Source organism: Intrasporangium sp., assembly GCF_035280925.1.
Taxonomy (GTDB): Bacteria; Actinomycetota; Actinomycetes; order Actinomycetales; family Dermatophilaceae; genus Intrasporangium.
Window position 1 is genome coordinate 1 of record NZ_DATEEY010000154.1, and the last position, 24,304, is coordinate 24,304.

A 24,304-nucleotide genomic window follows, 5' to 3' on the forward strand; every position below is an offset into this window, starting at 1 on the left:
GTGGCGACATGGACCTCGCCCATGCCTCCTGCGGCGATGCGGGACTCCAGCTGGTAGCGACCTGCAAGCATCACGACGTCTTCAGGGGTTCGAATGGCACAAGGAGAGAGGCTAGACCACTACGGCCTCGGATGTGATATCAGGACGGTGTCTCGCCGGGACAGGGGCCGGACGTATCCAGCGACGTTGATCGCCGATGTTGGTCACCGATGTTGGTCACCGATGTTGGTCACCGACGGGGGAGGGAGCTCGACGCCCAGCCGCCGCGACGGGCCGACGGGCCGACGAGACGCCAGGACGGGTCGGACCACGCCGACGGACGTCGTTGCGGCGGCTCCGAGGACCCACCGCCGACCACCGCCAGGACTGCGGTGAGCGCGGCCACCTCCTCAGGACTGGCCGATCCGGACTCGATCCGGATCGCCGCCGCGCCCGGACCGGGCTCCTTCCGCGCGGGTTGGCTGGTCACAGCGGGATGTTCCCGTGCTTCTTGGGCGGCAGGGTGTCGCGCTTGGTTTGCAGGGCACGCAGTGCCCGGGTGACGTTCATCCGGGTGTTCGACGGGGAGATGACGGTGTCGATGTAGCCGCGCTCCGCAGCGATGTACGGGTTGGCCAGGGTTTCCTCGTAGTGCGTGACGAGCTCCTGGCGCTTGGCCTCGACGTCGCCGCCCTCGGCGGCGGCGAGCTCCTTGCGATAGAGGATGTTGACCGCCCCCTGGGCGCCCATGACGGCGATCTGCCCGGTCGGCCAGGACAGGTTGATGTCGGCACCGAGGTGCTTGGACCCCATGACGTCGTACGCGCCGCCGTAGGCCTTCCGGGTGATCACGGTCACCTTCGGGACGGTCGCCTCCGCGTAGGCGTAGATCAGCTTGGCGCCGCGGCGGATGATGCCGTCCCACTCCTGGGACGTGCCGGGCAGGAAGCCGGGCACGTCGACGAAGGTCAGCACCGGCACGTTGAAGCAGTCACAGGTGCGGACGAACCGGGCGGCCTTCTCCGACGCGTCGATGTCGAGCGTCCCGGCGAACTGCATCGGCTGGTTGGCGACGACGCCGACGGACATCCCGTCGATGCGGGCGAAGCCGGTGATGATGTTGGGCGCGAACAGCGGCTGCACCTCGAGGAACTCCCCGTCGTCGACGACGTGCGAGATGACCTCGTGCATGTCGTAGGGCACGTTGGGCGAGTCCGGGATGCACGTGTCGAGCCACCGGTCGTCGTCGGTGACGGTCAGGTCCGCCTCGCCCTCGTCGTAGGACGGCGGCGTCTCCAGGTTGTTGCTCGGCAGGTAGGACAGCAGCGCCTTGACGTAGTCGATGGCGTCCTGCTCGTCGGTGCCCATGTAGTGCGCCACACCCGACTTGGTGTTGTGCGTCTTGGCGCCGCCGAGCTCCTCGAAGCCGACGTCCTCACCGGTGACCGTCTTGATGACGTCCGGGCCGGTGATGAACATGTGGCTGGTCTGGTCGACCATGACGGTGAAGTCGGTGATGGCCGGCGAGTAGACCGCGCCACCCGCGCACGGCCCCATGATGAGGCTGATCTGCGGGATGACGCCGGACGCTCGGACGTTGCGGTAGAAGATCTCGCCATAGAGACCGAGCGAGACCACGCCCTCCTGGATCCGTGCACCTCCCGAGTCGTTGAGGCCGATCACGGGGCAGCCGATCTTCATCGCGAAGTCCATGACCTTGACGATCTTCTCGCCGAAGACCTCGCCGAGCGAGCCTCCGAAGACGGTGAAGTCCTGCGCGAAGACGGCCACCTGTCGCCCGTCGATCATCCCGTAGCCGGTGACCACGCCATCGCCGTAGGGCCGGTTCTTCTCCTGGCCGAACTGGTTGCTCCGGTGCCGGGCGTACTTGTCCATCTCGATGAAGGTGCCCTCGTCGAGGAGCATCTCGATCCGCTCCCGCGCCGTCTTCTTGCCGCGTGCATGCTGCTTCTCGACAGCGCGTTCCGACCCGGCGTGCGCGACCTCGGCGACCCGGCGCTTGAGGTCCGCGAGCTTCCCGGCCGTCGTCGACAGGTCGATGGTGTGCTGCGCCTCAGCGCCCGCCTGCTCCGATGCCATGGCGAGCACTCTAGCCTTGGGAAAGTGCGCGAATCGCTCCGCCCCGACCGCATCCGTGCGGCATTGGTCACGTCCGGTCAGCCGTGGCAGTCGGTCGAGTTCCATCCGTCGATCGGCTCGACGAACAGCCGCGCCATCGAGATCGTGAGCACGTATGCCGCTGGGCTGGCTCCCACGGACAGCCCCCTCTGGCGCGTCGTCCTCACCGACGACCAGACGGGTGGGCGGGGTCGGCTGGGGAGGTCCTGGCAGGTGCCCCCACGCGCGTCGATCGCCGTGTCCGCGATCGTCCCGGCGCCCGGCCCGGAGGTGCTGGCCTGGGTGTCCCTGCTCGCCGGGCTGGCGCTGGTCCGGGCGGTCAGGGCGGTGACGACCTCCGCAGGGGCGCCCGTCGGGGCACGGCTCAAGTGGCCCAACGACGTCCTCCTCCCCGCGGATGATGGTCGGAAGGTCGCCGGCATCCTGTGCGAGCTCACCGGATGGGGGCAGGGACGGTACGCCGTCGTCGTCGGTGCCGGCGTCAACGTGGACCAGCGCCGCGATGAGCTGCCCGTCGACACCGCGACCTCGCTCCGGCTCGCCGGCGCACGCGTCCGCCGCGACGACCTCGTCATCGCCTACCTGCGTGAACTGCCTGCCGTGCTGCAGGACCGTTCGGCGCGCGAGGAGTACCGCAGGACGTGCACGACCCCGGGCTCGCAGGTGCGGGTCCACCTGCCCTCCGGTGGTCTCGCAGAGGGCCGGGCCGTGCGCGTCGATGACTCTGGCGCCCTCGTCGTCGAGGTCGCCGGCCGGGAGCAGGCCTTCTCCGCTGGAGACGTGGTCCACCTGCGCCCGGGCGGGGACCCGGCTGGCATGATCGGGCCATGAAGGAGGCGGGCGGGACGGGGAGCGGCGGCTCACGCACGACGCAGCCCGACGGGGCCGCAGCCGACCCGGTTCCGGGAGCTGAGCCCTTCGACGCTGAGGTGGACGCCAAGGACGTGACCGAGAGGCTGCTCGGGCGGCCTCTCGAGCTGCGCCGGCGCGACGTCACCCGCGACGCCGGCGTGTCGCTCCTGTCGGCCCAGAAGTTCTGGCGTGCCCTGGGATTCCCCGTCGTCTACACCGACGACGAGCTGTTCACCACGTCGGACGTGGACGCCTTGCGCACCGTGGCGGGCGTCGTTCGCGAGGGGCACATCGACGAGTCGCTCGCGCTCGCCATGACGCGTGCCGTGGCCCGCTCGGCCGACCGCCTCGCCGTGTGGCAGGCGCAGCTCGTCGCCGAGGTCGTCGAGACCGAGATGTCCCTCGCTCACCGCGTCGACGCAGCGGAGCCCGGTGCGGGGGCGGAGACCAGGAGCGTGCCGTCCATCGAGACCGCGACCGAGACCGCCCACCGCATGGCAGAGCTCGCCGACCGCTTCGAGCCGCTGCTCGTCTACGCCTGGCGGCGGCACCTGAGCGCGGCGATCTCTCGGATGCTCGCCGATGCCGACCCGGAGAGCTACGGCCTCGTGAAGATGCGCTCCATCGGTTTCGCCGACCTCGTCAACTTCACGTCCCTGGTGCGCAAGATGTCAGAGCGCGACCTCGCCCATCTCGTCCACCGGTTCGAGCGGCTCTCCTCGGACGTCATCACAGCCCACGGAGGGCGCCTCATCAAGACGGTGGGGGACGAGGTGCTCTTCACCACCGTGCAGGCCGCTCCCGCGGCCGCCATCGCCCTCGACCTCATCGACACCATCTCGCAGGACGACGTCCTGCCCGACGTCAGGTGCGGCATGGCCCGCGGACCGGTCGTCTCGAGCCTGGGCGACGTCTTCGGCACGACGGTCAACCGCGCCTCCCGCCTCACCGCCGTCGCGCAGGCCAGCACCGTGCTCGTCGATGCCACTCTGGCGCGGGAGCTCGCCACGCTCTCCGGATTCCGGCTGACGGGCCAGCGCCGCCGGATCCTGCGCGGCGTCGGACCCGTGTCGCCCTCGCTCCTGCGCCGCGCCTCGGCCGAGGGCCGCCGCGCCACCTGACCCCGCTGTCCCAGCGCGCCCAACCACCGAGGAGTCCACGCGTGACCCACTCCCAGCAGACGTCCACTCCGAGCCGGAGCCTCGTGCGCATCGAGCGTTTCGCCGATCCTGCCCTCGCCCCCGTCGCCGAGCTGGTGCTCGACCGGCCCGAGGCGCTCAATGCCGTCTCCACCGCCATGGCCGAGGCCATCCGCGACGCCACCCAACGGCTCGCCGGCGACGACACGGTCCGGTGCGTCGTGCTGACCTCGAGCCACGACAAGGCCTTCTGCGTCGGGGCCGACCTCAAGGAGCGCAACACGCTGACGGACGCCGAGCTCGTGCAGCAGCGGCCGCTCGCTCGCTCGGCCTACGGTGGCGTGCTCGCCCTCCCCATGCCGGCGATCGCCGCGGTGGACGGGTTCGCCCTCGGCGGCGGCTTCGAGCTGGCCCTCTCGTGCGACATCATCGTCGCGGGCGAGGGCGCGCTCGTCGGGCTGCCCGAGGTCGGCGTCGGCGTCATCCCCGGTGGGGGCGGCACCCAGCTGCTCGTGCGTCGCGTCGGCTGGTCCCGGGCGGCGAGGATGGTCTTCACCGCCGCCAAGCTGCCGGCCGCGGACGCGTTTGCGATGGGGGCGGTCGACCAGCTCGTCGCGCCGGGCACCGCACGGGACCGCGCGCTCGAGCTTGCCCGGACCATCGCCGCGAACTCGCCGGTCGGGCTGCGCAACGCGAAGCGAGCGATGCGCCTCGGCGCGGACGTCGACCTCGCGTCTGGCCTCGAGATCGAGGACGCCTGCTGGCGGGCCACCGCCTTCTCCGGCGACCGCCGCGAGGGGGTCGCTGCATTCGCGGAGAAGCGCACGCCCGACTGGCCGGGCCGCTGAGGTCACGATCCCGCGGCAGCCGGCCCAGCGGCATACCCCGAAAGCTGTTCACTCGATCGAGAGGGGGACCCCTGATCGAGAGGGGGACCCCGTGATCGAGTGAACAGGATCTGTGGGAGCCGGCCCAGCGGCATACGGCCGAGATGATCGAGTGACGTGCGGGTGGCACGAAAGGGCGATATCGGTAGGCTGCGAGTCGTTCGGTGCCCGTCGGCCACGCGCGCTGTGGCCCCACACGGCGATTCGAGGACGGTGACATGACGCGAGTGCTGCTGGCTGAGGACGATCCAGCGATCTCCGAACCACTCGCCCGTGCGCTCCGCCGTGAAGGGTACGAGGTCGACGTGCGCGAGGACGGGGCGGCCGCGCTGGACGGCGCGAAGGACAACCCGGACCTCGTCCTGCTCGACCTGGGACTGCCCAAGATCGATGGGCTCGAGGTCTGCCGTCGCCTCCGGGCGGAGGGGAGAAGCATCCCGGTGCTCATCCTCACGGCGCGAGCCGACGAGGTCGACACCGTGGTCGGCCTCGACGCGGGGGCCGACGACTACGTCACCAAGCCATTCCGGCTGGCCGAGCTGCTCGCCCGGGTCCGTGCCCTCCTGCGGCGAACGCCTCTCGACGCGCCCGCCGACACCGGAGACCTCGTCAGGATCGACTCGGACGGACGGCGTGCCTGGTTCAAGGGCGAGGAGCTGCAGCTGACCGCGAAGGAGTTCGACCTGCTCCGCGTCCTCGTCCGCGAGCAGGGGAAGGTCGTGTCCCGGGAGCAGCTCATGCGGGAGATCTGGGACACCTCGTGGTTCGGCTCGACCAAGACCCTCGACATGCACATCTCCGTGCTGCGCCGCAAGCTCGGTGACGACGCGACGTCGCCGCAGTACATCGCCACGGTGCGCGGTGTCGGCTTCCGGTTCGAACGGCCCCGACCAGAGTGACCGTGCGGCGCACGCTCGACCGGGTCACGCTCGTCACGGCAGCGACGACGGCGGGCGTGGCAGCCCTCGGGACGACCGGCGTCGTGGCCTACGTCGTGACGAGCCGGCCCGACCTCGTCCGGGACTGGCTCGACACCGATCCCACGGTCGGCGTCGTGCGGTTCGCCGCGGCGGCGGCGGTCGTGTGCCTCGCTGGGCTGGCCCTCGGCCATCTGGCGAGCCTGCCCGTCCGGCGGCTGTTCGAGCGGTCGGCGACCGCACTGGCCCAGCTGGCCGACCGCTTCGCCGACGGGGAGGCGCGCCTCGAGTCCCTCCACTCCGGCATCGAGGAGCTCGACCACGTCTCGGACGTCATCGCTCGGCGCGCCCATGACATGACCCGGTCCCTCGCAGCCGAGCGCGACTTCGCCTCCGATGCCTCGCACCAGCTGCGCACGCCGCTGACCGCCCTGCTCATGCGCCTCGAGGAGATCGCCGAGACCGACGACGTGGCGGCCGTCAAGGAGGAGGCCAACATCGCCATCGCGCAGGTCGAGCGACTCACCCGGGTCGTCGACGACCTTCTCGGACGTTCCCGGGGCGCCAACGGGCCGGCACCCGCCGTCTCCCTCGACTCCGTCATCGCCGCCCTCCAACGCGAGTGGCAGCCGGCCTTCGAGCAGGCGAGGCGGTCGGTGCGGGTCCGCGGTGAGCGTGGCCTCTTCGTCCGGTCGACCCCGGTCGCCCTCTCGCAGGTCCTCTCGACACTCCTCGAGAACTCCCTCGCGCACGGCCGCGGCACGGTGGACGTCCACGCCCGACGATCGGGACCGTCGGTCGTCGTCGAGGTCAGCGACCAGGGGGAGGGCGTTGCGCCAGCGATGGCTCCCCACATCTTCGAGCGGTCCGTGAGCAGCGGGAGGGGTGGCAGCACCGGGCTCGGGCTGGCTCTCGCCCGCGACCTCGCCGAGGCCAACGGGGGACGACTCGACCTCGTGCAGGCGCAGCCGGCCCGCTTCGCCCTCTTCCTGTCCGAGGCCGAGTCCGGCTGAGCGACGGGTGGCGTGGCCATCGCGCGTTACCCTTCGCTGGTGAGAGGGTTGCGGGAGTACCTGTTCGTGCGCCACCGGCACAACTGGGTGCTGCTGTTCCGCTTCGCTCTGGTCGGAGCGTCCGGCGTCGTCGTCAACCTGGCCACCCTCGTCCTGGTCAAGCGGCTCGGGCCGGACCCGGACGACCCGATCATCGGACTGCCGTTGACCGACTACAACGTGCGGTGGTACCACGTCTACTCGACCATCGCCTTCCTCGTCGCCAACCTGTGGAACTTCCAGCTCAACCGGTCCTGGACCTTCCGCAAGGGAGCACACAAGACGTGGTGGCGTGAGTACTGGCCGTTCGTCACGGTGGGACTGCTCGGGCAGCTCGTCGGCCTCGTGCTGCTCACCCTGCTCATGCACCCGCACTCGCCCGTAGCGCTGCCCACCTCGGTCCTCGACGACTCGACCGGGCTGCGGACCCGCCTCTACTGGGCGCAGCTGATCGTCATCGCCGTGGTCACACCCATCTCCTTCGTCCTCAACAAGCTGTGGACCTTCGCGGCCGTGCGCACCCGACACGGCGAGCTGGCCGACCCGGCCCACACCGAGGCGGTGCTCCACGAGGCGGTCCTCCCCGAGGTGCACGAGGAATCCACGGAGCCCGCGGCCCACCAGGCTGGGGCCCCGTGACCGAGCCGAAACGCGCCCCCGGAGGCTTTCCCGTGGTCGGCGTCGTGGGTGGTGGCCAGCTGGCCCGCATGATGCAGGGACCCGCGATCGAGCTCGGGGTTCAGCTGTCCGTCCTCGCCGAGGACGAGGTCGCCTCCGCCGCGCTGGTCATCCCGTCCTCGCCGGTCGGGCGGCACACCGAGCTGGACCACGTCCTCGACTTCGCCCGGTCCTGCGACGTCGTCACCTTCGACCACGAGCACGTGCCGCAGCACGTGCTGCAAGCCCTCGAGTCCGAGGGCATCGTCATGCGCCCGAGCCGCTCCGCCCTCCGGTTCGCGCAGGACAAGCTCGCGATGCGCGAGCGGTTGTCCGAGCTCGGCATCGCCTGCCCCCGCTGGGCCGTGGCCAGAGAGGCGGCCCACGTCGAGCGATTCGGCGAGGAGGTCGGCTGGCCGGTCATCGTCAAGACGCCGCGGGGCGGCTATGACGGCAAGGGCGTCATCGTGGCCTCCTCGACGGCGGATGCGGAGAGCTGGCTCGCGCACGTCGGGGAGCCGGGCCCCATGTCCGACGGGCTCCTCCTCGAGGAGAGGGTCGAGTTCACCCGTGAGCTCGCCGCCCTCGTGGCACGCAGCCCGTCCGGCCAGGCCGCAGCGTGGATGGTGGTCGAGACCGTCCAGACTCGAGGCATCTGCACCGAGGTGCTCGCTCCGGCGCCGGATCTCGATCCGGGCCTCGGGTCGAGGGCGACCGAGGCCGCCCTGCGGATTGCCGGCGAGCTCGACGTCACCGGCGTCCTCGCCGTCGAGCTGTTCGAGGTGCCGGGGCCGGCCGGGCGGCCGGGCTATGTCGTCAACGAGCTCGCCATGCGGCCGCACAACAGCGGCCACTGGTCGATGGATGGTGCGGTCACCGGTCAGTTCGAACAGCATCTCCGCGCGGTGCTCGACCTGCCGCTCGGCGACCCCCGGCCGCGTGCCCGGTGGACGGCCATGGCCAACGTCCTCGGTGGCGACTACCCGGACCTCTACTCCGCCTATCGGCACGTCATGGCCAGGGACCCTTCGGCCAAGGTCCACATGTACGGCAAGGGAGTCAGGCCCGGTCGCAAGCTCGGCCACGTCAACGTCAGCGGGACGGACCTCGCCGACGCCCGCGAGCGCGCCAGGCATGCGGCCGACTACCTGCAGGGCGCGATCACCCAATGAGACGCGAGTGAAGGGCGAATGAGGCGCGAATGACCGAGCAGAGCAGCCGGCCCGTCGTCGGCATCGTCATGGGCAGTGACAGCGACTGGCCGGTGATGCGCGAGGCCGCAGCGGCCTTGGCGGAGTTCGGGATCCCTTACGAGGCCGACGTCGTCTCCGCACACCGGATGCCGGAGGAGATGATCGCCTACGGCAAGGGGGCGGCCGCCCGCGGGCTCCGCGTCATCATCGCGGGCGCCGGCGGAGCCGCCCACCTACCCGGAATGCTGGCCTCGGTCACGGCGCTCCCCGTCATCGGGGTGCCCGTGCCGCTCAGGTACCTCGACGGCATGGACTCGCTCCTGTCGATCGTCCAGATGCCTGCCGGGGTGCCGGTGGCGACGGTCTCCATCGGAGGCGCTCGCAACGCGGGGCTCCTTGCGGCCCGCATCGTCGGGACCTCCGACGATGACCTCGGCCGGCGGGTGCGCGAGCGCATGAGCGACTTCCAGGTGGCCCTGCGGGACCAGGCTCACGCCAAGGGGGCCTCGCTGCGTGACGACGTCGCGAGGGGCAGCTGAGTCAACCTGATATCGCCCCAGCGCCGTCTCCGGGCACGATCCGGGGCCACTCGATCTTGGGGCAGGTGTCCATGACGACCGCGAGTCCGGCCTGGCTGGCCCGCGCCGCCGCATCCTCGTCGATGACGCCGAGCTGGAGCCACAGGGCACCGATGCCGAGGCGCTCCTTCTCGGCGATGGCCTGGTCGACGCAGTCGCCGACGAGGGAGCTGTTGACGTAGAAGTTCACGACGTGGACCCTCGTCCCATCGGGTATGTCGGCGAGTCGCGCCTGGCCCGGGAAGCCGTGGACGGTGGCCGCGCTCGGGTGGACGGGGATCAGGGTCATGCCCAGCTCTCGAGCCAGCCAGAGCGATACCTGGTACGCCGTGCGGTTCGGGTTGTCGCCCAGGCCGACGACGGCCCAGGTCGCTGGGGTGTGCAGCAGGTCCCTGATCACGGCCGGGTCGTTGTGGTGCATGGCCCCATCCTCACACGCGCGGATCTCCGGAGGGCCTCCCACCGGTGACAGGATGACGGACATGAGATTCGGACTGTTCATCCCCCAGGGTTGGCGCATGGACCTGGTCGGCATCGATCCGGCCCAGCAGTGGGAGGCCATGGCGGGCCTGGCTGCGTACGTCGACGACGGGGACGTCTTCGAGTCGATCTGGGTGTACGACCACTTCCACACCGTCCCGATCGTCTCGGACGAGGCCACCCACGAGGCATGGACCCTGATGAGCGCGCTCGCCGTGGCGACTGGCCGCATCCGCCTGGGCCAGATGTGCACCTGTGTGAGCTACCGCAACCCGGCCTACCTCGCGAAGGTCGCCGCCACGGTCGACGTCATCTCGGGTGGTCGCCTGGAGATGGGCATCGGCGGGGGCTGGTACGAGAAGGAGTGGCGGGCCTACGGCTACGGCTTCCCCTCCGCCGGTGAACGCCTGGGCCGGCTCCGGGAGGGCGTGCAGATCTTCCGTGACATGTGGACGACCGGATCGGCGACGCTGGACGGCAGGCACTACCAGGTCGAGGGCGCGCGCTGCGCTCCGCGGCCCCTCCAGGGCACGTCAGCGCCGGGCTCCGAGGCCAACGGCATCCCGATCTGGGTGGCGGGCGGTGGCGAGAAGGTGACGCTGCGCATCGCGGCCCAGTATGCCGACTACACGAACTTCTATGACGACGCGGACACCTTCTCGCGCAAGAGCGACGTGCTGCGGGGGCACTGTCGGGAGATCGGCCGGGACTTCGACTCGATCGTGCGGACCGGCGACTTCAACGTCGTGATCGGCGAGACGGAGGCCGACGTCGAGGACCGGCTGCGGTTCCACGCCGACCTGCTGCGGCGCGGTGGCGTACCCGAGCCCCGGATCGAGCGGCAGATCGCGAACCTTCGCACCCAGCCGGCGGTGGGCACGCCGGAGCGGATCGTGGAGGTGATGCGCGACATGGAGCAGCGCGGCATGGGCTACGCGATCCTGTACTTCCAGGAGGCCGCCCACGACCGATCAGGTATCGAGCTCTTCGAGAACACCGTCGCGGCTGAGCTGCGCGGCTGACAGCCAGCGGCAGACGAAGGGACCCTCGCCCCGTGGAGCGCGGGTCCCTCCGCCTTGCCAGTCTCGATGGGTGGATCCGGTCAGAGGATGCTGGCCATCGATCCCCAGCCGGACCCGACCTGGACGCCGTTGACGACGCCGCCGCCGCTGCGGCCCTTGTAGAACCAGAGCGTGCCGTCGGCGCGTCGGGCGATGAGGTCACCGAGCCGGTCACCGTTCATGTCGCCGGAGCTCGTCAGGTAGTTCATCGATCCCCAGCCGCAGCCCTGCTGCCGGGCGGATCCGAGAGCCAGCGTCGAGGTGGTCAGGTAGGCATAGATGCAGCCGTTCGAGTGCACCCCGACGGTGTCGCCGCGCCCGTCGTTGTTGAGGTCGCCCATGCCGATGATCCACACCATGTTGTTCCAGCCGGTGCCGACCCGCTTGAGGTAGGACAGCGTGCCCGTCGACGTGAACGTGTAGACGTGCAGGGTGCCGTCGCTGCGCCGGGCCAGCAGCTCGGGCCGACCCGTGCGGTCCATGTCGGTCGGAGTCGCGAGCGCCGTCATGGCGCCCCAGCCGCTCCCGATCTGCTTGCCGGCGCCGAGCCCGCCCGCGCCCGCGCCTGGGAAGAGCCACATCGTGCCGTCCGGCTTGCGAGCGATCAGGTCGGTGCGGCGGTCCCCGGTCACGTCTCCGGGGCTGCCCTTCCAGTCGTACTCTTCCCATCCGTAGCCCGTGACCTGACCCGCGGACACCTTGCCGTTGCCCAGACCGGGATAGACCAGCATCGTCCCGTCGGTGCGCGTGCCGACCAGGTCGACCTTGCCCTCACCGGTCCAGTCGCCGCGAACGCCAGCGTTGGGCGCTGCCTGGCAGGTGTAGAGCCGCACGTCGTCGACCTCCGCCCAGCTCGCCTCGGGGTTGCTGCCATCGCCGTACAGGTCGAAGTAGACATCCGCGAAGCCCTCGTTCGTCGCCCGCTCCGATGTCACGTCGAGATGGACCTTGGTCCACGTGTCCATGGGCAGGAGCGTGACGTTGGCGTTGTTGACCCACACCGCGAGGTCAGTCGGGGCGTCGGCAGGGGCGGCGTAGCGGCCCCGGAACGAGAAGGAGAGATACAGGTTCTTCGAGGTGTCGACCTGCTCGAAGTTGCTGTTCACCCAGTACGTGTCGGCGACGCCGGCCTCCATGTCCGAACGGGCCACCCACGTCCCCAGTGGTGCCGGCCCGCCGGCCGGAGTCGTGACGCCCCATTCAAAGCTGTAGTCCGGGTAAGGGATTCCGTTCTCGAACGACTCGACGCTGTACGTCTTCCCGACGACCTGGCCGGTCGGACAGGCCGACCGCAGCTCGGCGAAGCCGTCCGTGACGACCTCGCCGGAGGACGGGGCCAGGCTTCGCCCGGACTGGTCGCCGGAAGTCCGGTGGTCGGCGCGAGACTTGGTGACGCCAGGGCGGACGGAGTCGGTCGTCGAGGTCTCGTCGGCGCGGCTCTGCAGCGGAGCCATGGACAATGCCATGGCGCCAGCAAGCGTCGCCGCCCCGACCCGCACCCGAAGAGGGGTCATGAGCATCGGTACGTCTTTCTGGTGAAGGGACGGTAGCCGCTGGGGACGGCGGCCACACGCTTCTGCACGCCCCCGCCATGTGCGACGCGCGCACGGTAGCACCGGGCAGGTCCATTCGTCCCTGTTTTCCCCGTTCTGTCGGGAGACTCACCACCCGCCCGGTGCGGCGCCTCGCCTACCAGGCGGTCCAGCCTCCGTCGACGGCGATGACCTGCCCCGTCACGTAGGCCGAGGCGTCCGAGGCCAGCCAGGCGACCACGCCGCGGAAGTCGTCCTCGGTCGCCATCCGGCCCAACGGGGTGAGCCGCTCGTACCGGGACACGAAGGACTCGTCCTGGCCCCGCGCAATGCCACCCGGGGCGATGGCGTTGACCCGGATCTCCGGGGCGAGGACCGTGGCGAGGTAGCGCGTCAGCTGGACGAGGCCCCCCTTGGAGGCGGCATAGGCAGCCGGGTTGCCCATGCGCGTGCCCTCATAGAGTCCCAGGTTGGGTCCGACGAGTCCGTAGATGCTCGAGACGTTGATCACGCTGCCGTGCCCGTCGGACCGCAGCAGGGGGGCGAGCTGTCGCGTGAGGGAGAACGGCGCGGTGAGGTTGAGGGCGACGGCCATCGCGAAGGCCTCGTCGGTCTGCTCGTCGAACGGGACGGCATAACCCGGGACCCCCGAGGTCCCCGTGAAGGCGGCGTTGTTGACGAGGACGTCACACGACCCGATCTCGTGGATCGTCGACACGACGCGCGAGAGCCCTTGGGTTTCGAGGAGGTTGGCCGCCAGGGCCACGTGACCTCCGCCATGGAGTGAGTTCACGGTTGAAGCGCAGGACGCCTCGTCGAGGTCGACGACGACCACGTGGGCGCCGGCGTCGGCGAGCGCGGCCGACAGAACCGACCCGAGGGGGCCCGCGCCACCGGTGACGAGCGCGGTGCGGCCCCCGAGGTCGGCCAGCCGTGCGAGTCCCGAGCGGTCGGTGTGGTGGTGACGCGGCTCGTCCATCTGTTACGTCCCTTCCAGCCACGGCAGGTTGATGACGCCGGCCACGATGAGCGCCTCGATGAGGCGCAGCTCGTAGTCGTCGTCGATCGAGAACGCCTGCGACTCCGGGATCTCCACGCCGGCGTGCCGGCCCTCGTCGAACCACGACGACTCGAGCCGACGCACGAAGTCGGAGCGCCAGAGGTAGAAGTTGCCGTTGATCCGCAGGAAGCGCTCGACGTCCTGGCGGCGGGTCACCCCGGTCCCCGCCTCGAAGTACCGCTCGAGGGCGGCGTCGGCCGACGCGCCGCCCCGCACGCCGACCCACACCGGGTTGAACGTCGGCTCGGACACGCTGATGACGCCGTCGAGACCGTCATTGGCGAACAGCCGCTCGGCCGCATCGGTGAGCTGCTGGGGGACGCGCGCTGGGGAGGTCGGGTCGAGAAGCAGCACAGCGGCATACGGCTGGCCCTCCTGCCGCTCGCACCACTCGAGGGCGTGGCGCACAACCGGTGCCATGGGTGTGTCGTCGGCGGCCAGCTGGACAGGTCGGAGGAAGGGCGCCTCACCGCCGTACTCGCGTGCCACCGCGGCGATCTCCTCCGAGTCCGTGGTGATGACGCACCGCGTGACCGCTTCGGTGAGCGCTGCGGCGCGGATGCTGTGGGCGATGAGCGGGAGACCCGCCAAGGGACGAGTGTTCTTGCCGGGCAGCCCTTTCGAGCCACCCCGAGCCGGGATGACCGCGAGGACGCGTGGTCTGGTCACGACAGTTCCCTGGCGCGGTCACAGAGGTCCAGTGTGGCCAGTCCTTCCGCGAGGGTGGCAGGCGCTCCTGCCGTATGCCGCTGAGCTGGCTCGGTGCCGGGCGTGAGCTCGAGTGCCGCGCGGGCTTGCCTGGCCATGACGGAGTCGCGGTCGAGGTCGGCCGGGAAGCGCGTGGTCGCTGTGCGCCCAGTGGCGTCGAGGTGGGTGACGGTGGCCGTCGAGAGATCCCAGTCCAGGGCGCCGTCGGGTCCACGGACGGCGATGCCGCGAGTCGCGGGCCGGGTGACGTAGTCGAGGCGGCATGTCACGGTGGCCGTCTCGGTGCACCAGAGGAGGGTGGCGGCCTGCTCCGCCTCGATGTCGAGAGGGCCGCGGTGCTCGAGGTGGGCGCCCAGCAGTGTCGGGCGGCCCAAGAGGAGCTCGGCGTAGTCGAGCTCGTGGACGAGGTCACGGAGCACGCCGCCCTGGCCGAGGCGGCCAGAGTACGACTCGCGGTAGTCGCGGTCCGGGCGCCAGTCGGGCAGCCAGGACTGGCATCGGACATGTGCGGAGGCGGGGGCACCGACGCCCGCGACGAGGGTCATCAGCTGGCGGAAGGCCTGATGGGCTCGCAGGGGAGCCGCAACCCAGACGTCAGAGCTGCGCCCGTGGGCGGCGAGGGGCTCGGCCTGGATCCGAGTCGGGGCGACCGGTTTCTCGACGAGGATCCGCGCTGCGCCGGCGTCGAGCGCCTCGATGGCATCGGCGACGTGGCGGCCCGTGTCCGTGGCGACGACGACGAGCTGGGCAGAGCGCAGTGCCGCCGGCCCGGACGAGTCGTCGAGCCGGTCGATGGAGGGGCCGCTCGAGGTTCGTGCGGTGGCGGGCTCGGGGCGCGGCCGGACGGGCCAGAGCCCGACCTCCGCGCCGAGGAGCCTGAGGACCCGCGCGTGGCGCTGCCCGATGGACCCGCCACCGCGGACGACGACGCGCGCAGCCTCCGGCAGGCGGTCGACCACGTGGCGCTCTGGCACGACAGAACCCTCTCACGCCCTGCTGCTGCACGGCGCGGAGCTCAGGCCACCTGGCGGGCCAGGCGCAGGACCGCGTCCGCGACGGGTGGACCGAACATGACCGGGTCGTTGTGGTCCGCCCCGGGAAGGACCACGCGCTCGACGACACCTGGTGTCGCGTCGGCCACTCGGACGCTCAGCTCCGCCGGGACGATGGTGTCCCGGTCTCCGTAGATCACCGTCGTGGGGACGGAGCCGCTCGCCAGGTGCCGGACCACCTCGAACCGGTCCCTCAGGACCAGTCGCACGGGGAGCCACGGGTAGTGATGGGCCCCGACGTCGGCGAGCTCGGTGAACGGCGACCGGAGCACGAGGCCGGCGGGCGGTGTTCGTGCCTGGAGAGCGGCGACCACCCCCGTCCCCAACGACTCGCCGAGGTAGATCGTCCGCCCCGGAACGTAACCCAGCGCCGTCAGCGCCTCCACCCCGGCGACGGCGTCCGCGATGAGCCCCTGCTCGCTGGGCGAACCGGGGTTGCCGCCATAGCCGCGGTAGTCCATGAGCAGCACCGCCAGCCCGCGTCGGCTCAGCTCTCTCGCGAGGCCGGCCCGACCAGCGCGGTTGCCGCCGTTGCCGGGTGCCACGAGGACGGCGAGGTCCAGCTGGGCGTCCCCGCCGGCAGGCACGAACCAGGCGCCGAGCTCGAGGCCGTCCGAGGTGTGCAGGGTGACGTCCCGAGCGTCGTCGATCACCCGGCCTGCGGGAGGAACGGCTGACGAGTCCGGGAAGTAGATGAGCCGACGCTGCAACCCGGGCACCACAACGACCGCCACACCCATCACCAGAACCACGAGGAGGAGAACGAGCACGAGCCAGAACCGCCGCCGCGACCGGCCCCGCCTGAGCATGCCCCATGGTGTCCCCTGGTGCCAGGCTCCTGCCACCCTGACAACCTCAGTGACGGCGGTGTCGAGACACCTGACGCCAGGCGGGGTGGATAGGTTCGGCATGTGACTGGGCAGGGCGACGGGGTGGCGGCAACGCCGGCGAGGGGCGCTGCTCTGGGGGCGCTCGGCTCGCACACGATCCTCTATCTCGTCGGGACGGCCCTGCAGGGGCTCGGCATCCTGCTCATCCTGCCCTTCGCCACGCGGCTGCTCGGCGAAGCGGAGTACGGCAAGGTCGCCACCGCGCTCGTCGTCATCCAGATGGTCGGCACCATCGCGGCGGCCGGCCTGCCGCAGGTGATCCTCCGCGAGTACCACCGAGGTGCGGACGGTCCCACAGCCGGCCGGGCGCTGGCCGGGACCATGACCCTGCTCGCCGTCGCGGTGGCCGTGCTGGGGGTCGTCATCGGTGCGGTGCTCGCGGCGGCCGGCCGGGTCGACCTCCGGGAATGGAGCCTCGTCGTCGTCGCCTCCGCTGCCCTGACCACCGTCGTTGCCGGGCAGTCCCTGTCGCGGGCCAGGCTGCGGCCCCTCGAGTTCCTCGCGCTCGCCGTCGCGGCGACGGTCATCGCCCACCTGGCGGGGCTGCTCGCCGCGAGGGGTGACCGCGCCGGCCTGACCTATCTCACCGCCTACACCGCGGCGCTCGTCCTGGCTGCCGTTCTCGCCATCGCCATCGGACGACCGCTGCTGCCGAGCGCTGCCCGTCAGAGGACGCGAGCGGGGGTCCGGCTCGCCGCGCCGCTCCTGCCCCAGGCCCTGGCGATGCTCGGCCTGCTCATGGGCGACGTCCTGCTCGTCAACGTGCTCCTCGGCACGCCTGCCGCTGGTGCGTACCAGGTCGCGCTCCAGCTGGCCAACATTCCCTTCGTCCTCGCGGTCGCGCTCTTCAACGCCTGGGGCCCGCTCGTCCTGTCGCACCCGGTGGAGGACCGCTGGCGGTGGACCGCCCGGACCGGCACGTCACTCGTGGTCGTCGTCGGCGTCGGCGCAGCGGGCGTCGCACTCCTCGGGCCCTGGCTCGTCCACCTCATGGCGCCGGGCTTCCCCCAGCGCTCGATGTCGGTCTCGCTCGGGATCATCACCATCGTGTCGGTGGCCTACATGGTCTACCAGGGCGCGTCCCTCGCCGTTCTCGACCACGAGCACACCGTGCGCCTGGCCCTCGCCGCCGCGATCGCCCTCGTCGTCCTCGTCGCTGCTGCCGTCTGGCTCAACGGTCCCGCCGGCATCGCCGGCGTCGCAGCAGCCAAGGCGGTCGCCTACGTCGTCCTCATGGCGGTCACGGTCCATGCCGCGCGGACCCTGACCCCCCTCCGGTTCGTGCCGTGGCTCTGGGTCGCCGGCGCCGCTGCTGCGGCGCTCAGCCTGGCCGGGGCCCTCCTGCCCAGCACCGGGACCGGCGCAGTGGTCCGGCTCGTGCTCGTCGTCGCCCTGGGAGGGGTCGCCCTGGTGCTCGCGCCCCGAGTCCTGCGCAGCATGCGCGGCTAGGATGACGACGGCCCGAAACCCGCTGCCCGCTGACCGAGCGCACCCACGGGAGTGCGCTCAGCGGCATACGGCATCGACTGACGAAAAGCTGAGGAGCACGCCTTCGTGGTGACACCGCTGGTCCACATGGGACTCGGCTACGACGACCTGCTCGTGCCCGCCCTCGTGCACGCAGGGTTCGAGACGAAGGACCTGATCCTCGTCGTCCGCACCGACGCCAACCTCGCCTGGGTCCGACGCCACGCGCCCCTCGCCACGACGGTGCGGCTGCCCTACGCCGCCGCCCGGAAGGCCAACGTCGTCAGCGGCCTCGCTCCGCACGCCGCGCTCAAGCGGGCCTGCGCCGGGGTCGGTCTCGACGTGCTCGACCTCCTCGTCAGCGAGCGAGCCCTGCGCCGCAACCGCGTGGACACCGCGATGAACTTCCTCAACCTCGCCGCGGAGCACCTCGAGCAGGCCGTCGCCGGGCGCGGCCCGATCCTCGCGCTCACGGAGTTCACCGTCACCTCCGAGCTGCTCACCGCCGGCCTCGTCACGCACCACGGGGGGCTCGCGACCTGGCCGCGGGGCATCCGGCTGCCGTCGGACCGGTTCGGCCTGATCGGTGCGCCGCTCGGGATCACGCTCTTCGAGCGGCCCGTCGAGGACGCGGGGGCGCTCGATGCCGGCAAGCGGTTCATCGACACGTGGCGGGCGGCGCACGGTCGGCCGATGGGCTTCGCCCGCAACCTCAAGGTCGAGTCGGGTCAGGAGATCTGGCGCCTGGCGAGCGACCGGGTGCGTGAGTTCGCCGTCGACCGCGGCGCGAACCTCCAGCTGCCCCGCCCCGTCGACTACCCGCGGCTCCCGTGGCTCAACCCCCTCAAGGCGCGGCTCAACCTGCGTGAGTACCAGTCGCGGCGCTGGGACCCGCTGCCCGAGCGGTTCGTCTTCCTGCCCCTGCAGGTGCAGCCGGAGTCGAGCGTCGACGTCATGGGCCAGGAGTGGCGCGACCAGGCCTACACGGCGCGCGTCCTCGCGGATGCCTTGGCGCCGTTGGGGATTGGCGTCGCGGTCAAGGAGCACGCGCACTTCATGTGGCGGCGCGACCCTGACTACTGGCCGCAGTTCGACGTCCATCCCAACATCGCGACGATCGACCCGTTCGCCGACTCGCGGGAGCTGATGAAGCAGGCCGTCTTCACCGTGACGGCGACCGGGACGGTCGGCCTCGAGGCCGGGCTGATGGGCCTGCCCGTCGTGACCGGGGCGCAGATGCCGTGGAGCGGGCTGGGCAACGTGCGCCGTCTCGAGACGCCGGATGACCTGACGAACTTCGTGGCTGGGCGCGCCTGGGAGGGACTGCGGGCGACGGAGACAGAGATCGACGAGTGGTTCGTGCACTCGTACGTCCGCAACTCCTGGGAGGGGCTCGTCCTCGACCCGCCGCGCGTGCCGGCCGTGCTCGAGCCCGCGAACATCCGCCGCGTGGGTGACGCCTTCGCCGAGGCCGCCGGGACCCTGGGTGGGCAGCATGACTGATCAGCCGTATGCCGCTGGGCTCGCTCCCAGCGATCCCCACGTCGGGAGCGGGCCAGGGTGGGTCGGCTTCGGCGCGGGTGGCCATGCCCGCTCGGTCGTCGACGTGCTCGAACGGCTCGGGCACGTGGTCGTCGCCGTCGTCGGTGACTCCGGGGGTCGGGACTGGCACGTCGACCGACTGGAGGACGAGGACGCGGCCATCGATCGCGTGTTGAGTGAGGGCCTGCGAGCGGTCGTCGCCATCGGCGCGCCACAGTCTCGCATGGCAGTGCTGGGCCGGCTCCGCGCGGCCGCGCGAAGTGCACACTCGACGGGGACGGGGACGGAGACGGAGACGGGCGCGCGAAGTGCACACTCGACGGGGGCGGAGACGGGCGCGTCGTCGAGTGTGCAGATCACGCCGGCTGTCGTCGCCGCCACGGCGACGGTGGCCCCTGATGTGGAGCTCGGCGCGGGGACCGTCGTCCTGGAGCACGCGCACATCGGACCCGCCACTCGACTCGGGGCCGGTGTCATCCTCAACACCGGCGGGATCGTCGAGCACGACTGCGTCGTCGGCGACGGTGCGCACATCGCGCCCGGGGCCGCGCTCCTCGGAGCAGCGTCAATCGGTGCAGCCTGCCTCGTCGGGTCCGGGGCCCGCATACTGCCCGGCGTCAGCGTCGGGTCCGGCGTGACGGTCGGAGCGGGGGCCGTCGTCACGCATGACGTCCCTGACGGCGTGACGATCACCGGAGTGCCTGCACGTGCTGAGGGCGTGCACCGATGAGGGGGGCGACCATCGCCGGGGTGGACATCCCGACGGACGACTCGGTCTATGTCATCGCCGAGGCGGGCGTGAACCACAACGGAGATGTCGACCTGGCGCACCGTCTCGTGGACATCGCCGCCAGCTCCGGGGCTGATGCCGTGAAGTTCCAGACCTTCTCACCGGGCAAGCTGGTCTCGTCGACGGCGGCCACGACTCCCTACCAGCGCGACCGCGGAGGCAGCTCAGACCAGCGCTCGCTGCTCGAGGCGCTCACCCTTCCCGAGTCGGCGTGGGCCGAGCTGCGTGACCACGCCACCGAGTCCGGCATCACGTTCCTCTCCACCCCCTTCGACATCGACAGCGCCGAGATGCTCGTCGGGCTGGGCCTCCCGGCGCTGAAGGTGAGCTCGGGCGAGCTGACGAACCTGCCCTACCTCCGCCAGCTGTCCGCCTTGGGCGTGACCCTGCTCGTCTCCACCGGCATGGGCACGGGAGACGAGGTAGCCATGGCGGTCGGGGCGTGCCAGGAGGCGCCGGGGGTGGTGCTCTTCCACTGCGTGTCGGCCTATCCTGCGCCGGTCGAGGAGTGCAACCTCCGAGCCATCCCGGCGCTGGCCGCGGCCCACGGGATCCCGGTCGGCTGGTCGGACCACACGCCGGGTCTCACGACGGCCCTGGGCGCCGTTGCCCTCGGCGCGCCGATCCTCGAGAAGCACTTCACGGCGGACCGCACCCTGCCGGGGCCCGACCACCTGGCGAGCCTGGAGCCGGAGCAGCTGACGGAGTACGTCACCGAGGTCAAGCAGCTCGTCCATGCCCTCGGTGACGGGAACAAGCGGCGGATGCCCTCCGAGGAGGAGAACGCCACGCTCGTGCGGCGCTCCTGGCACGCCGCCGTCGAGCTGCCCGTGGGTACCGTGCTCGACAGCGGGCACCTGTCGCTGCTGCGACCCGAGGGCGGCATCAGCCCGGCCGTCGACATCCGGGGCCGCGTCGTCGCTCGAACCATCCCCGCCGGGGCGCCGGTCACCCACTCCGACCTGGACACCTGATGGCCGACCCGCGCACCGTGGCGCTCTTCGTCGGCACCCGGGCCGACCTCGGCCCTCTCACGCCGGTCATCGAGGTGCTGGCCGAGGCACCGGACGTCGACCTCCACCTGCTCACGGGGGTCATGTACGGCGCCGAGGACCTCGAGCGGGCACTGCCGCGGGCGACTGCGCCGGGTGCCGTTTTCCACGCGTTGGCCGAGCCGATGAGCACGTTCTCGGTTCCGGCGCAGCTCGAGCACGGCGCACGGCTGTCCGTCGCCGCGGGCCGAGTGCTCGACGAGATCGAGGCCGAGGTCCTCGTCGTGCTCGGTGACCGTTGGGAGCTGCTCTACGTCGTGCCCCCGGCCGTCCTCCTCGCCGTGCCGATCGTGCACCTCCACGGCGGCGAGGTGACCGAGGGCGCCGTCGATGAGCGGATCCGGCACGCGGTGACCAAGCTCGCCGACGAGCACTGCGTTGCGTCGTCGGACGCGGCGCGGCGACTCGCGCAGCTGGGAGAGCCGATGGAGCGCATCCACGTCACCGGCGCGCCGGGGCTCGACCGGCTCGCCGCGGCTTCACCGTTGGGTGACGACGCGCTCGCCCGGCTGCTCGGGATCGACGGCGTCGAGCGGCCCGTCGCGCTCTTCACCTACCACCCGCCGACGGCCCAGGCCGGGGCCCCCATCGGCGACTGGGCCCGCGAGGCGGCCGAGGCGACGCTCGCGGTGTGCGCGACCGTCATCGCGTCGCATCCCGGGATGGACGAGGGGAGGGACGAGATCCTCGCAGCCCTGTCGGCGCTCGCTGCGGAGGAGCCCCGGCTGCGTCTCGTCGAGGCCCTCGGGCCCGACTACCCGGACGTCCTCGCGTCGGTCGACGTCGTCGTGGGCAACTCGTCCTCGGGGATCATCGAGGCCGCCACGCTGCACCAGCCCGCCGTCGACGTCGGCGAGCGTCAGCGGGGCCGGCTCCGCGGCGACAACGTCCTCCACGCCGAGGAGGGCAGGGCCGCGGTCGAAGCGGCCGTCAGCCTCGCGCTGTCCCCCGGAGGCCGGGCCAGGGCGGCTGCCACCGCCAACCCCTATGGCACCGGCGACGCGAGCCGTCGCGTCCTCGATATCGTGCGGAGGGCCGGAGCAGCCGGCCGGGTCAAGCGGTTCGTCGACGTGGACCCCGGAGACGTCCAGGAGGCCGACGTGGAGGTGGCGAAGTGACGCAGGCTGAGCTCGTCGGCTCGACCGCGCCGAGCACGGCCACCCTCCGCGACGCCCTGCTCGTCATCGACCGGAGCGGGACCCGCGTGTGCCTGCTCGTCGACGACGCCGGGCGGCTTGCCGGCCTGCTCACGGACGGCGACCTGCGCCGGGCGATCCTGCGGGGCACGAACCTCGAGGATCGCGCCCTCGAGCACGCCACGACGTCCCCGCACACGGTTCAGGCCGGCTCGCCCCGAGCCCTCGTGCTCGACCTGCTCGCCGCCCTGCACGTATCCGCAGTCCCGGAGGTTGACGTGGAGGGCACCCTTGTCGGGCTGCACACCCTCTCCGACGTCGTCGGCGCCAAGCCGCTGCCCAACGTGGCGGTCATCATGGCCGGCGGCCGCGGGAGCCGCCTCGGCGACCTCACCAACGACACGCCGAAGCCGCTCATGACCGTTGCCGGTCGGTCGATCATCGAGTGGATCGTCCTCGGTCTCGTCGGCGACGGGATCCGCGACATCCACGTCAGCGTCAACTACCTCGCAGACCGGATCGAGGAGCACCTCGGGGACGGATCCAGGCTCGGGTGCTCCCTGCGGTACCTGCGGGAGGACTCGGATCGGCCACTCGGCACGGCCGGTTCCCTGGCCCTGCTCCGTGCCGAGCGTCCCGACCTCGCGGATCCCGTGCTCGTCATGAACGGCGACCTCATGCTCCAGTTCAATGCCGTCGACCTGCTGCACACCCACGCCCGCACCGGGGCGACCCTGACGGTGGCCACGCGCAGCTACCAGCACGAGGTGCCCTTCGGCGTCGTCGAGACCAGCGACGGGCGGGTGACCGGCATCGCCGAGAAGCCGACGCTCTCCTTCGACATCAACGCCGCGGTCTATGCGGTCGAGCCGCGGGCCCTCGAATGGGTGCCGGAGGGCCGGGCGAGCGGGATGCCGGACCTCGTCGAGACCTGCCTCGCGAAGGATGAGGTCGTGGCCGCGTGGCACCTCAGCAGCGACTGGATCGACGTCGGCACGCCAATGGACCTCGCGCGAGCGAAAGGCCAGGCCTGAGCGCAAGCCAGCTCAGCGGCATACGGCAAGAATGACGACACCGAGAAAATCGAAAAGGACACTGTGACAAGGGAACTGATGTCCCGACCCATGGACGCCTCGATCGCGGGGAAGACCGTGCTCGTCACCGGGTCGGACGGCTTCATCGGCAGCCACACCGTCGAGCGGCTGCTGTCCGAGGGTGCGCACGTGCGGGCCTTCTGCCTCTACAACTCCAACGGTTCCATGGGGTGGCTGGACGAGAGCGACGTCTTCGCGCAGGCGCTCCGGGACGGGCAGGCCGAGGTCGTCCTCGGCGACATCCGCGACCCGGAGCACGTCGCCGCGTCCGTCCAGGGTGCCGACGTCGTCCTGCACCTCGCCGCGCTCATCGCCATCCCGTTCTCGTACGTGGCGCCGCGGTCCTACGTCGAGACGAACGTCATCGGGACGCTCAACGTCCTCGAGGCGGTCCGGCGACACGGCACGCCGCGCCTGGTGAACACCTCGACGTCGGAGGTCTACGGCACGCCAGAACAGGTGCCGATCACCGAGTCGCACCCCTTGCGAGGGCAGTCGCCCTACTCGGCGACGAAGATCTCCGCGGACAAGCTGTGCGAGTCCTATGCGCTGTCCTTCGAGACGCCCGTCATGACGCTGCGGCCGTTCAACACGTTCGGTCCGCGCCAGTCGGCCCGGGCGGTCATCCCCACCGTCCTGTCGCAGCTGCTCGCCGGCGCGGACGAGGTGCGCCTCGGTGACGTGACGCCGAAGCGCGACTTCACCTTCGTCACCGACACGGCCGACGGCTTCGTCCGGGCCGCGCTCAGCGCCGTGGCGCCCGGCACGACGATCCAGCTCGGCACCGGGCGAACCATCTCGATCGGTGAGGTCGTCGACCTGTGCCGGACGGTCACCGGCAGCGCGGCCGAGATCGTCACGGAGCAGGCGCGGATCCGCCCGGAGGGGTCCGAGGTGCAGGTCCTCCTGTCGGACCCGACCCGCGCCAACGAGGTGCTCGGCTGGGCGCCCGCGGTGTCCCTCGAGGAGGGGCTGACCCGGACGGCCGAGTGGCTCCGGCCCCGTGTCGACCTCGAGACGGCTGCGCGGTACCACCGATGACGCCCC

The 24,304-nt window shown here is 71.2% G+C and carries 24 protein-coding genes; 16 read left to right on the plus strand and 8 right to left on the minus strand.

From position 1 onward, the window contains the following. Window positions 1-229: 229 nt before the first annotated feature. Entirely contained in the window at window positions 230-469 is a 240-nt protein-coding gene (locus VJN29_RS14075; RefSeq protein ID WP_324144258.1) for an acyl-CoA carboxylase subunit epsilon, read from the minus strand. Then, complete coding sequence (locus VJN29_RS14080) at window positions 466-2,079, minus strand: acyl-CoA carboxylase subunit beta (protein ID WP_324144259.1); 1,614 nt, start codon at window positions 2,077-2,079, stop codon at window positions 466-468. The genes VJN29_RS14075 and VJN29_RS14080 overlap by 4 nt, the downstream gene beginning before the upstream one ends. A 24-nt stretch (window positions 2,080-2,103) precedes the next feature. Here VJN29_RS14080 and VJN29_RS14085 point away from each other — a divergent pair, with 24 nt between their 5' ends. From VJN29_RS14085 to purE, 8 genes are all read left to right on the plus strand, one after another. Continuing rightward, window positions 2,104-2,949, plus strand: a complete 846-nt coding sequence (locus VJN29_RS14085) for a biotin--[acetyl-CoA-carboxylase] ligase (protein ID WP_324144260.1) — start codon at window positions 2,104-2,106, stop codon at window positions 2,947-2,949. Beyond that, window positions 2,946-4,091, plus strand: a complete 1,146-nt coding sequence (locus tag VJN29_RS14090) for an adenylate/guanylate cyclase domain-containing protein (RefSeq protein ID WP_324144261.1) — start codon at window positions 2,946-2,948, stop codon at window positions 4,089-4,091. The genes VJN29_RS14085 and VJN29_RS14090 overlap by 4 nt, the downstream gene beginning before the upstream one ends. 41 nt (window positions 4,092-4,132) lie before the next feature. Beyond that, window positions 4,133-4,957, plus strand: a complete 825-nt coding sequence (locus VJN29_RS14095) for an enoyl-CoA hydratase/isomerase family protein (protein ID WP_324144262.1) — start codon at window positions 4,133-4,135, stop codon at window positions 4,955-4,957. 257 nt (window positions 4,958-5,214) lie between these two features. Continuing rightward, complete coding sequence (locus VJN29_RS14100; protein WP_324144263.1) at window positions 5,215-5,895, plus strand: response regulator transcription factor; 681 nt, start codon at window positions 5,215-5,217, stop codon at window positions 5,893-5,895. A 2-nt stretch (window positions 5,896-5,897) separates the two neighbouring features. Continuing rightward, entirely contained in the window at window positions 5,898-6,926 is a 1,029-nt protein-coding gene (locus VJN29_RS14105; protein WP_324144264.1) for a HAMP domain-containing sensor histidine kinase, read from the plus strand. Between the two features lie 39 nt (window positions 6,927-6,965). After that, entirely contained in the window at window positions 6,966-7,604 is a 639-nt protein-coding gene (locus tag VJN29_RS14110; RefSeq protein WP_324144265.1) for a GtrA family protein, read from the plus strand. Beyond that, window positions 7,601-8,794 carry a 5-(carboxyamino)imidazole ribonucleotide synthase gene (locus VJN29_RS14115; RefSeq protein ID WP_324144266.1) on the plus strand — a complete coding sequence of 398 codons (1,194 nt, stop codon included), beginning with the start codon at window positions 7,601-7,603 and terminating at the stop codon, window positions 8,792-8,794. Before VJN29_RS14110 ends, VJN29_RS14115 begins: the two co-directional genes overlap by 4 nt. Window positions 8,795-8,823: 29 nt before the next feature. Continuing rightward, the gene (gene purE, locus VJN29_RS14120) at window positions 8,824-9,354 is read left to right on the plus strand and encodes a 5-(carboxyamino)imidazole ribonucleotide mutase (protein WP_324144267.1); all 531 of its coding nucleotides are present in this window, start codon (window positions 8,824-8,826) and stop codon (window positions 9,352-9,354) included. 1 nt (window position 9,355) lies between these two features. On the opposite strand, the gene VJN29_RS14125 is transcribed toward purE, so the two are convergent. Then, window positions 9,356-9,814: a CoA-binding protein gene (locus VJN29_RS14125; RefSeq protein ID WP_324144268.1), complete on the minus strand. Its 459-nt coding sequence runs from the start codon at window positions 9,812-9,814 to the stop codon at window positions 9,356-9,358. Between the two features lie 61 nt (window positions 9,815-9,875). On the opposite strand from VJN29_RS14125, the gene VJN29_RS14130 reads away from it, so the two are divergent. Beyond that, window positions 9,876-10,895: an LLM class F420-dependent oxidoreductase gene (locus VJN29_RS14130; RefSeq protein ID WP_324144269.1), complete on the plus strand. Its 1,020-nt coding sequence runs from the start codon at window positions 9,876-9,878 to the stop codon at window positions 10,893-10,895. A gap of 80 nt (window positions 10,896-10,975) precedes the next feature. Here VJN29_RS14130 and VJN29_RS14135 read toward each other — a convergent pair whose 3' ends face one another. The 5 genes from VJN29_RS14135 to VJN29_RS14155 all read right to left on the minus strand — a co-directional run bounded on the left by VJN29_RS14135 (window position 10,976) and on the right by VJN29_RS14155 (window position 16,131). Beyond that, a complete protein-coding gene (locus tag VJN29_RS14135; protein WP_324144270.1) occupies window positions 10,976-12,400 on the minus strand; it encodes a VCBS repeat-containing protein in 1,425 nt (474 codons plus the stop codon). 223 nt (window positions 12,401-12,623) lie between these two features. Then, the gene (locus VJN29_RS14140) at window positions 12,624-13,445 is read right to left on the minus strand and encodes an SDR family oxidoreductase (RefSeq protein WP_324144271.1); all 822 of its coding nucleotides are present in this window, start codon (window positions 13,443-13,445) and stop codon (window positions 12,624-12,626) included. A 3-nt stretch (window positions 13,446-13,448) separates the two neighbouring features. Continuing rightward, window positions 13,449-14,195: an acylneuraminate cytidylyltransferase family protein gene (locus VJN29_RS14145; protein WP_324144272.1), complete on the minus strand. Its 747-nt coding sequence runs from the start codon at window positions 14,193-14,195 to the stop codon at window positions 13,449-13,451. Beyond that, window positions 14,192-15,208 carry a Gfo/Idh/MocA family protein gene (locus VJN29_RS14150; protein WP_324144273.1) on the minus strand — a complete coding sequence of 339 codons (1,017 nt, stop codon included), beginning with the start codon at window positions 15,206-15,208 and terminating at the stop codon, window positions 14,192-14,194. Before VJN29_RS14150 ends, VJN29_RS14145 begins: the two co-directional genes overlap by 4 nt. Window positions 15,209-15,249: 41 nt before the next feature. After that, entirely contained in the window at window positions 15,250-16,131 is an 882-nt protein-coding gene (locus tag VJN29_RS14155) for an alpha/beta hydrolase (protein ID WP_324144274.1), read from the minus strand. A gap of 66 nt (window positions 16,132-16,197) precedes the next feature. Here VJN29_RS14155 and VJN29_RS14160 point away from each other — a divergent pair, with 66 nt between their 5' ends. The 7 genes from VJN29_RS14160 (at window position 16,198) to VJN29_RS14190 (ending at window position 24,298) form a co-directional block, all read left to right on the plus strand. After that, window positions 16,198-17,625, plus strand: coding sequence for a lipopolysaccharide biosynthesis protein (locus VJN29_RS14160; protein WP_324144275.1), 1,428 nt, complete (start codon window positions 16,198-16,200; stop codon window positions 17,623-17,625). 105 nt (window positions 17,626-17,730) lie between these two features. Beyond that, window positions 17,731-19,146 (plus strand): hypothetical protein, encoded by a 1,416-nt coding sequence (locus VJN29_RS14165; protein ID WP_324144276.1) that lies wholly within the window; start codon window positions 17,731-17,733, stop codon window positions 19,144-19,146. Then, complete coding sequence (locus tag VJN29_RS14170) at window positions 19,139-19,915, plus strand: DapH/DapD/GlmU-related protein (protein ID WP_324144277.1); 777 nt, start codon at window positions 19,139-19,141, stop codon at window positions 19,913-19,915. Before VJN29_RS14165 ends, VJN29_RS14170 begins: the two co-directional genes overlap by 8 nt. Then, entirely contained in the window at window positions 19,912-20,949 is a 1,038-nt protein-coding gene (locus VJN29_RS14175; protein ID WP_324144278.1) for an N-acetylneuraminate synthase family protein, read from the plus strand. Before VJN29_RS14170 ends, VJN29_RS14175 begins: the two co-directional genes overlap by 4 nt. Continuing rightward, on the plus strand, window positions 20,949-22,145 hold the full coding sequence (neuC, locus tag VJN29_RS14180) for a UDP-N-acetylglucosamine 2-epimerase (protein ID WP_324144279.1): 1,197 nt from the start codon (window positions 20,949-20,951) through the stop codon (window positions 22,143-22,145). Before VJN29_RS14175 ends, neuC begins: the two co-directional genes overlap by 1 nt. Next, window positions 22,142-23,197: a sugar phosphate nucleotidyltransferase gene (locus VJN29_RS14185; protein WP_324144280.1), complete on the plus strand. Its 1,056-nt coding sequence runs from the start codon at window positions 22,142-22,144 to the stop codon at window positions 23,195-23,197. Before neuC ends, VJN29_RS14185 begins: the two co-directional genes overlap by 4 nt. A 78-nt stretch (window positions 23,198-23,275) precedes the next feature. Then, window positions 23,276-24,298 (plus strand): SDR family NAD(P)-dependent oxidoreductase, encoded by a 1,023-nt coding sequence (locus tag VJN29_RS14190; RefSeq protein ID WP_324144281.1) that lies wholly within the window; start codon window positions 23,276-23,278, stop codon window positions 24,296-24,298. The last annotated feature ends 6 nt before the right edge of the window (window positions 24,299-24,304 follow it).

Excerpts from the sequence above, each read along its gene's own strand:
- VJN29_RS14080 (WP_324144259.1), bottom strand. The coding sequence starts at position 2,079 with ATGGCATCGGAGCAGGCGGGCGCTGAGGCGCAGCACACCATCGACCTG.
- VJN29_RS14175 (WP_324144278.1), top strand. The coding sequence starts at position 19,912 with ATGAGGGGGGCGACCATCGCCGGGGTGGACATCCCGACGGACGACTCG.
- VJN29_RS14125 (WP_324144268.1), bottom strand. The coding sequence starts at position 9,814 with ATGCACCACAACGACCCGGCCGTGATCAGGGACCTGCTGCACACCCCA.
- VJN29_RS14140 (WP_324144271.1), bottom strand. The coding sequence starts at position 13,445 with ATGGACGAGCCGCGTCACCACCACACCGACCGCTCGGGACTCGCACGG.
- VJN29_RS14090 (WP_324144261.1), top strand. The coding sequence starts at position 2,946 with ATGAAGGAGGCGGGCGGGACGGGGAGCGGCGGCTCACGCACGACGCAG.
- VJN29_RS14130 (WP_324144269.1), top strand. The coding sequence starts at position 9,876 with ATGAGATTCGGACTGTTCATCCCCCAGGGTTGGCGCATGGACCTGGTC.
- neuC (WP_324144279.1), top strand. The coding sequence starts at position 20,949 with ATGGCCGACCCGCGCACCGTGGCGCTCTTCGTCGGCACCCGGGCCGAC.
- VJN29_RS14170 (WP_324144277.1), top strand. The coding sequence starts at position 19,139 with ATGACTGATCAGCCGTATGCCGCTGGGCTCGCTCCCAGCGATCCCCAC.
- purE (WP_324144267.1), top strand. The coding sequence starts at position 8,824 with ATGACCGAGCAGAGCAGCCGGCCCGTCGTCGGCATCGTCATGGGCAGT.
- VJN29_RS14190 (WP_324144281.1), top strand. The coding sequence starts at position 23,276 with ATGTCCCGACCCATGGACGCCTCGATCGCGGGGAAGACCGTGCTCGTC.
- VJN29_RS14100 (WP_324144263.1), top strand. The coding sequence starts at position 5,215 with ATGACGCGAGTGCTGCTGGCTGAGGACGATCCAGCGATCTCCGAACCA.
- VJN29_RS14135 (WP_324144270.1), bottom strand. The coding sequence starts at position 12,400 with ATGGCATTGTCCATGGCTCCGCTGCAGAGCCGCGCCGACGAGACCTCG.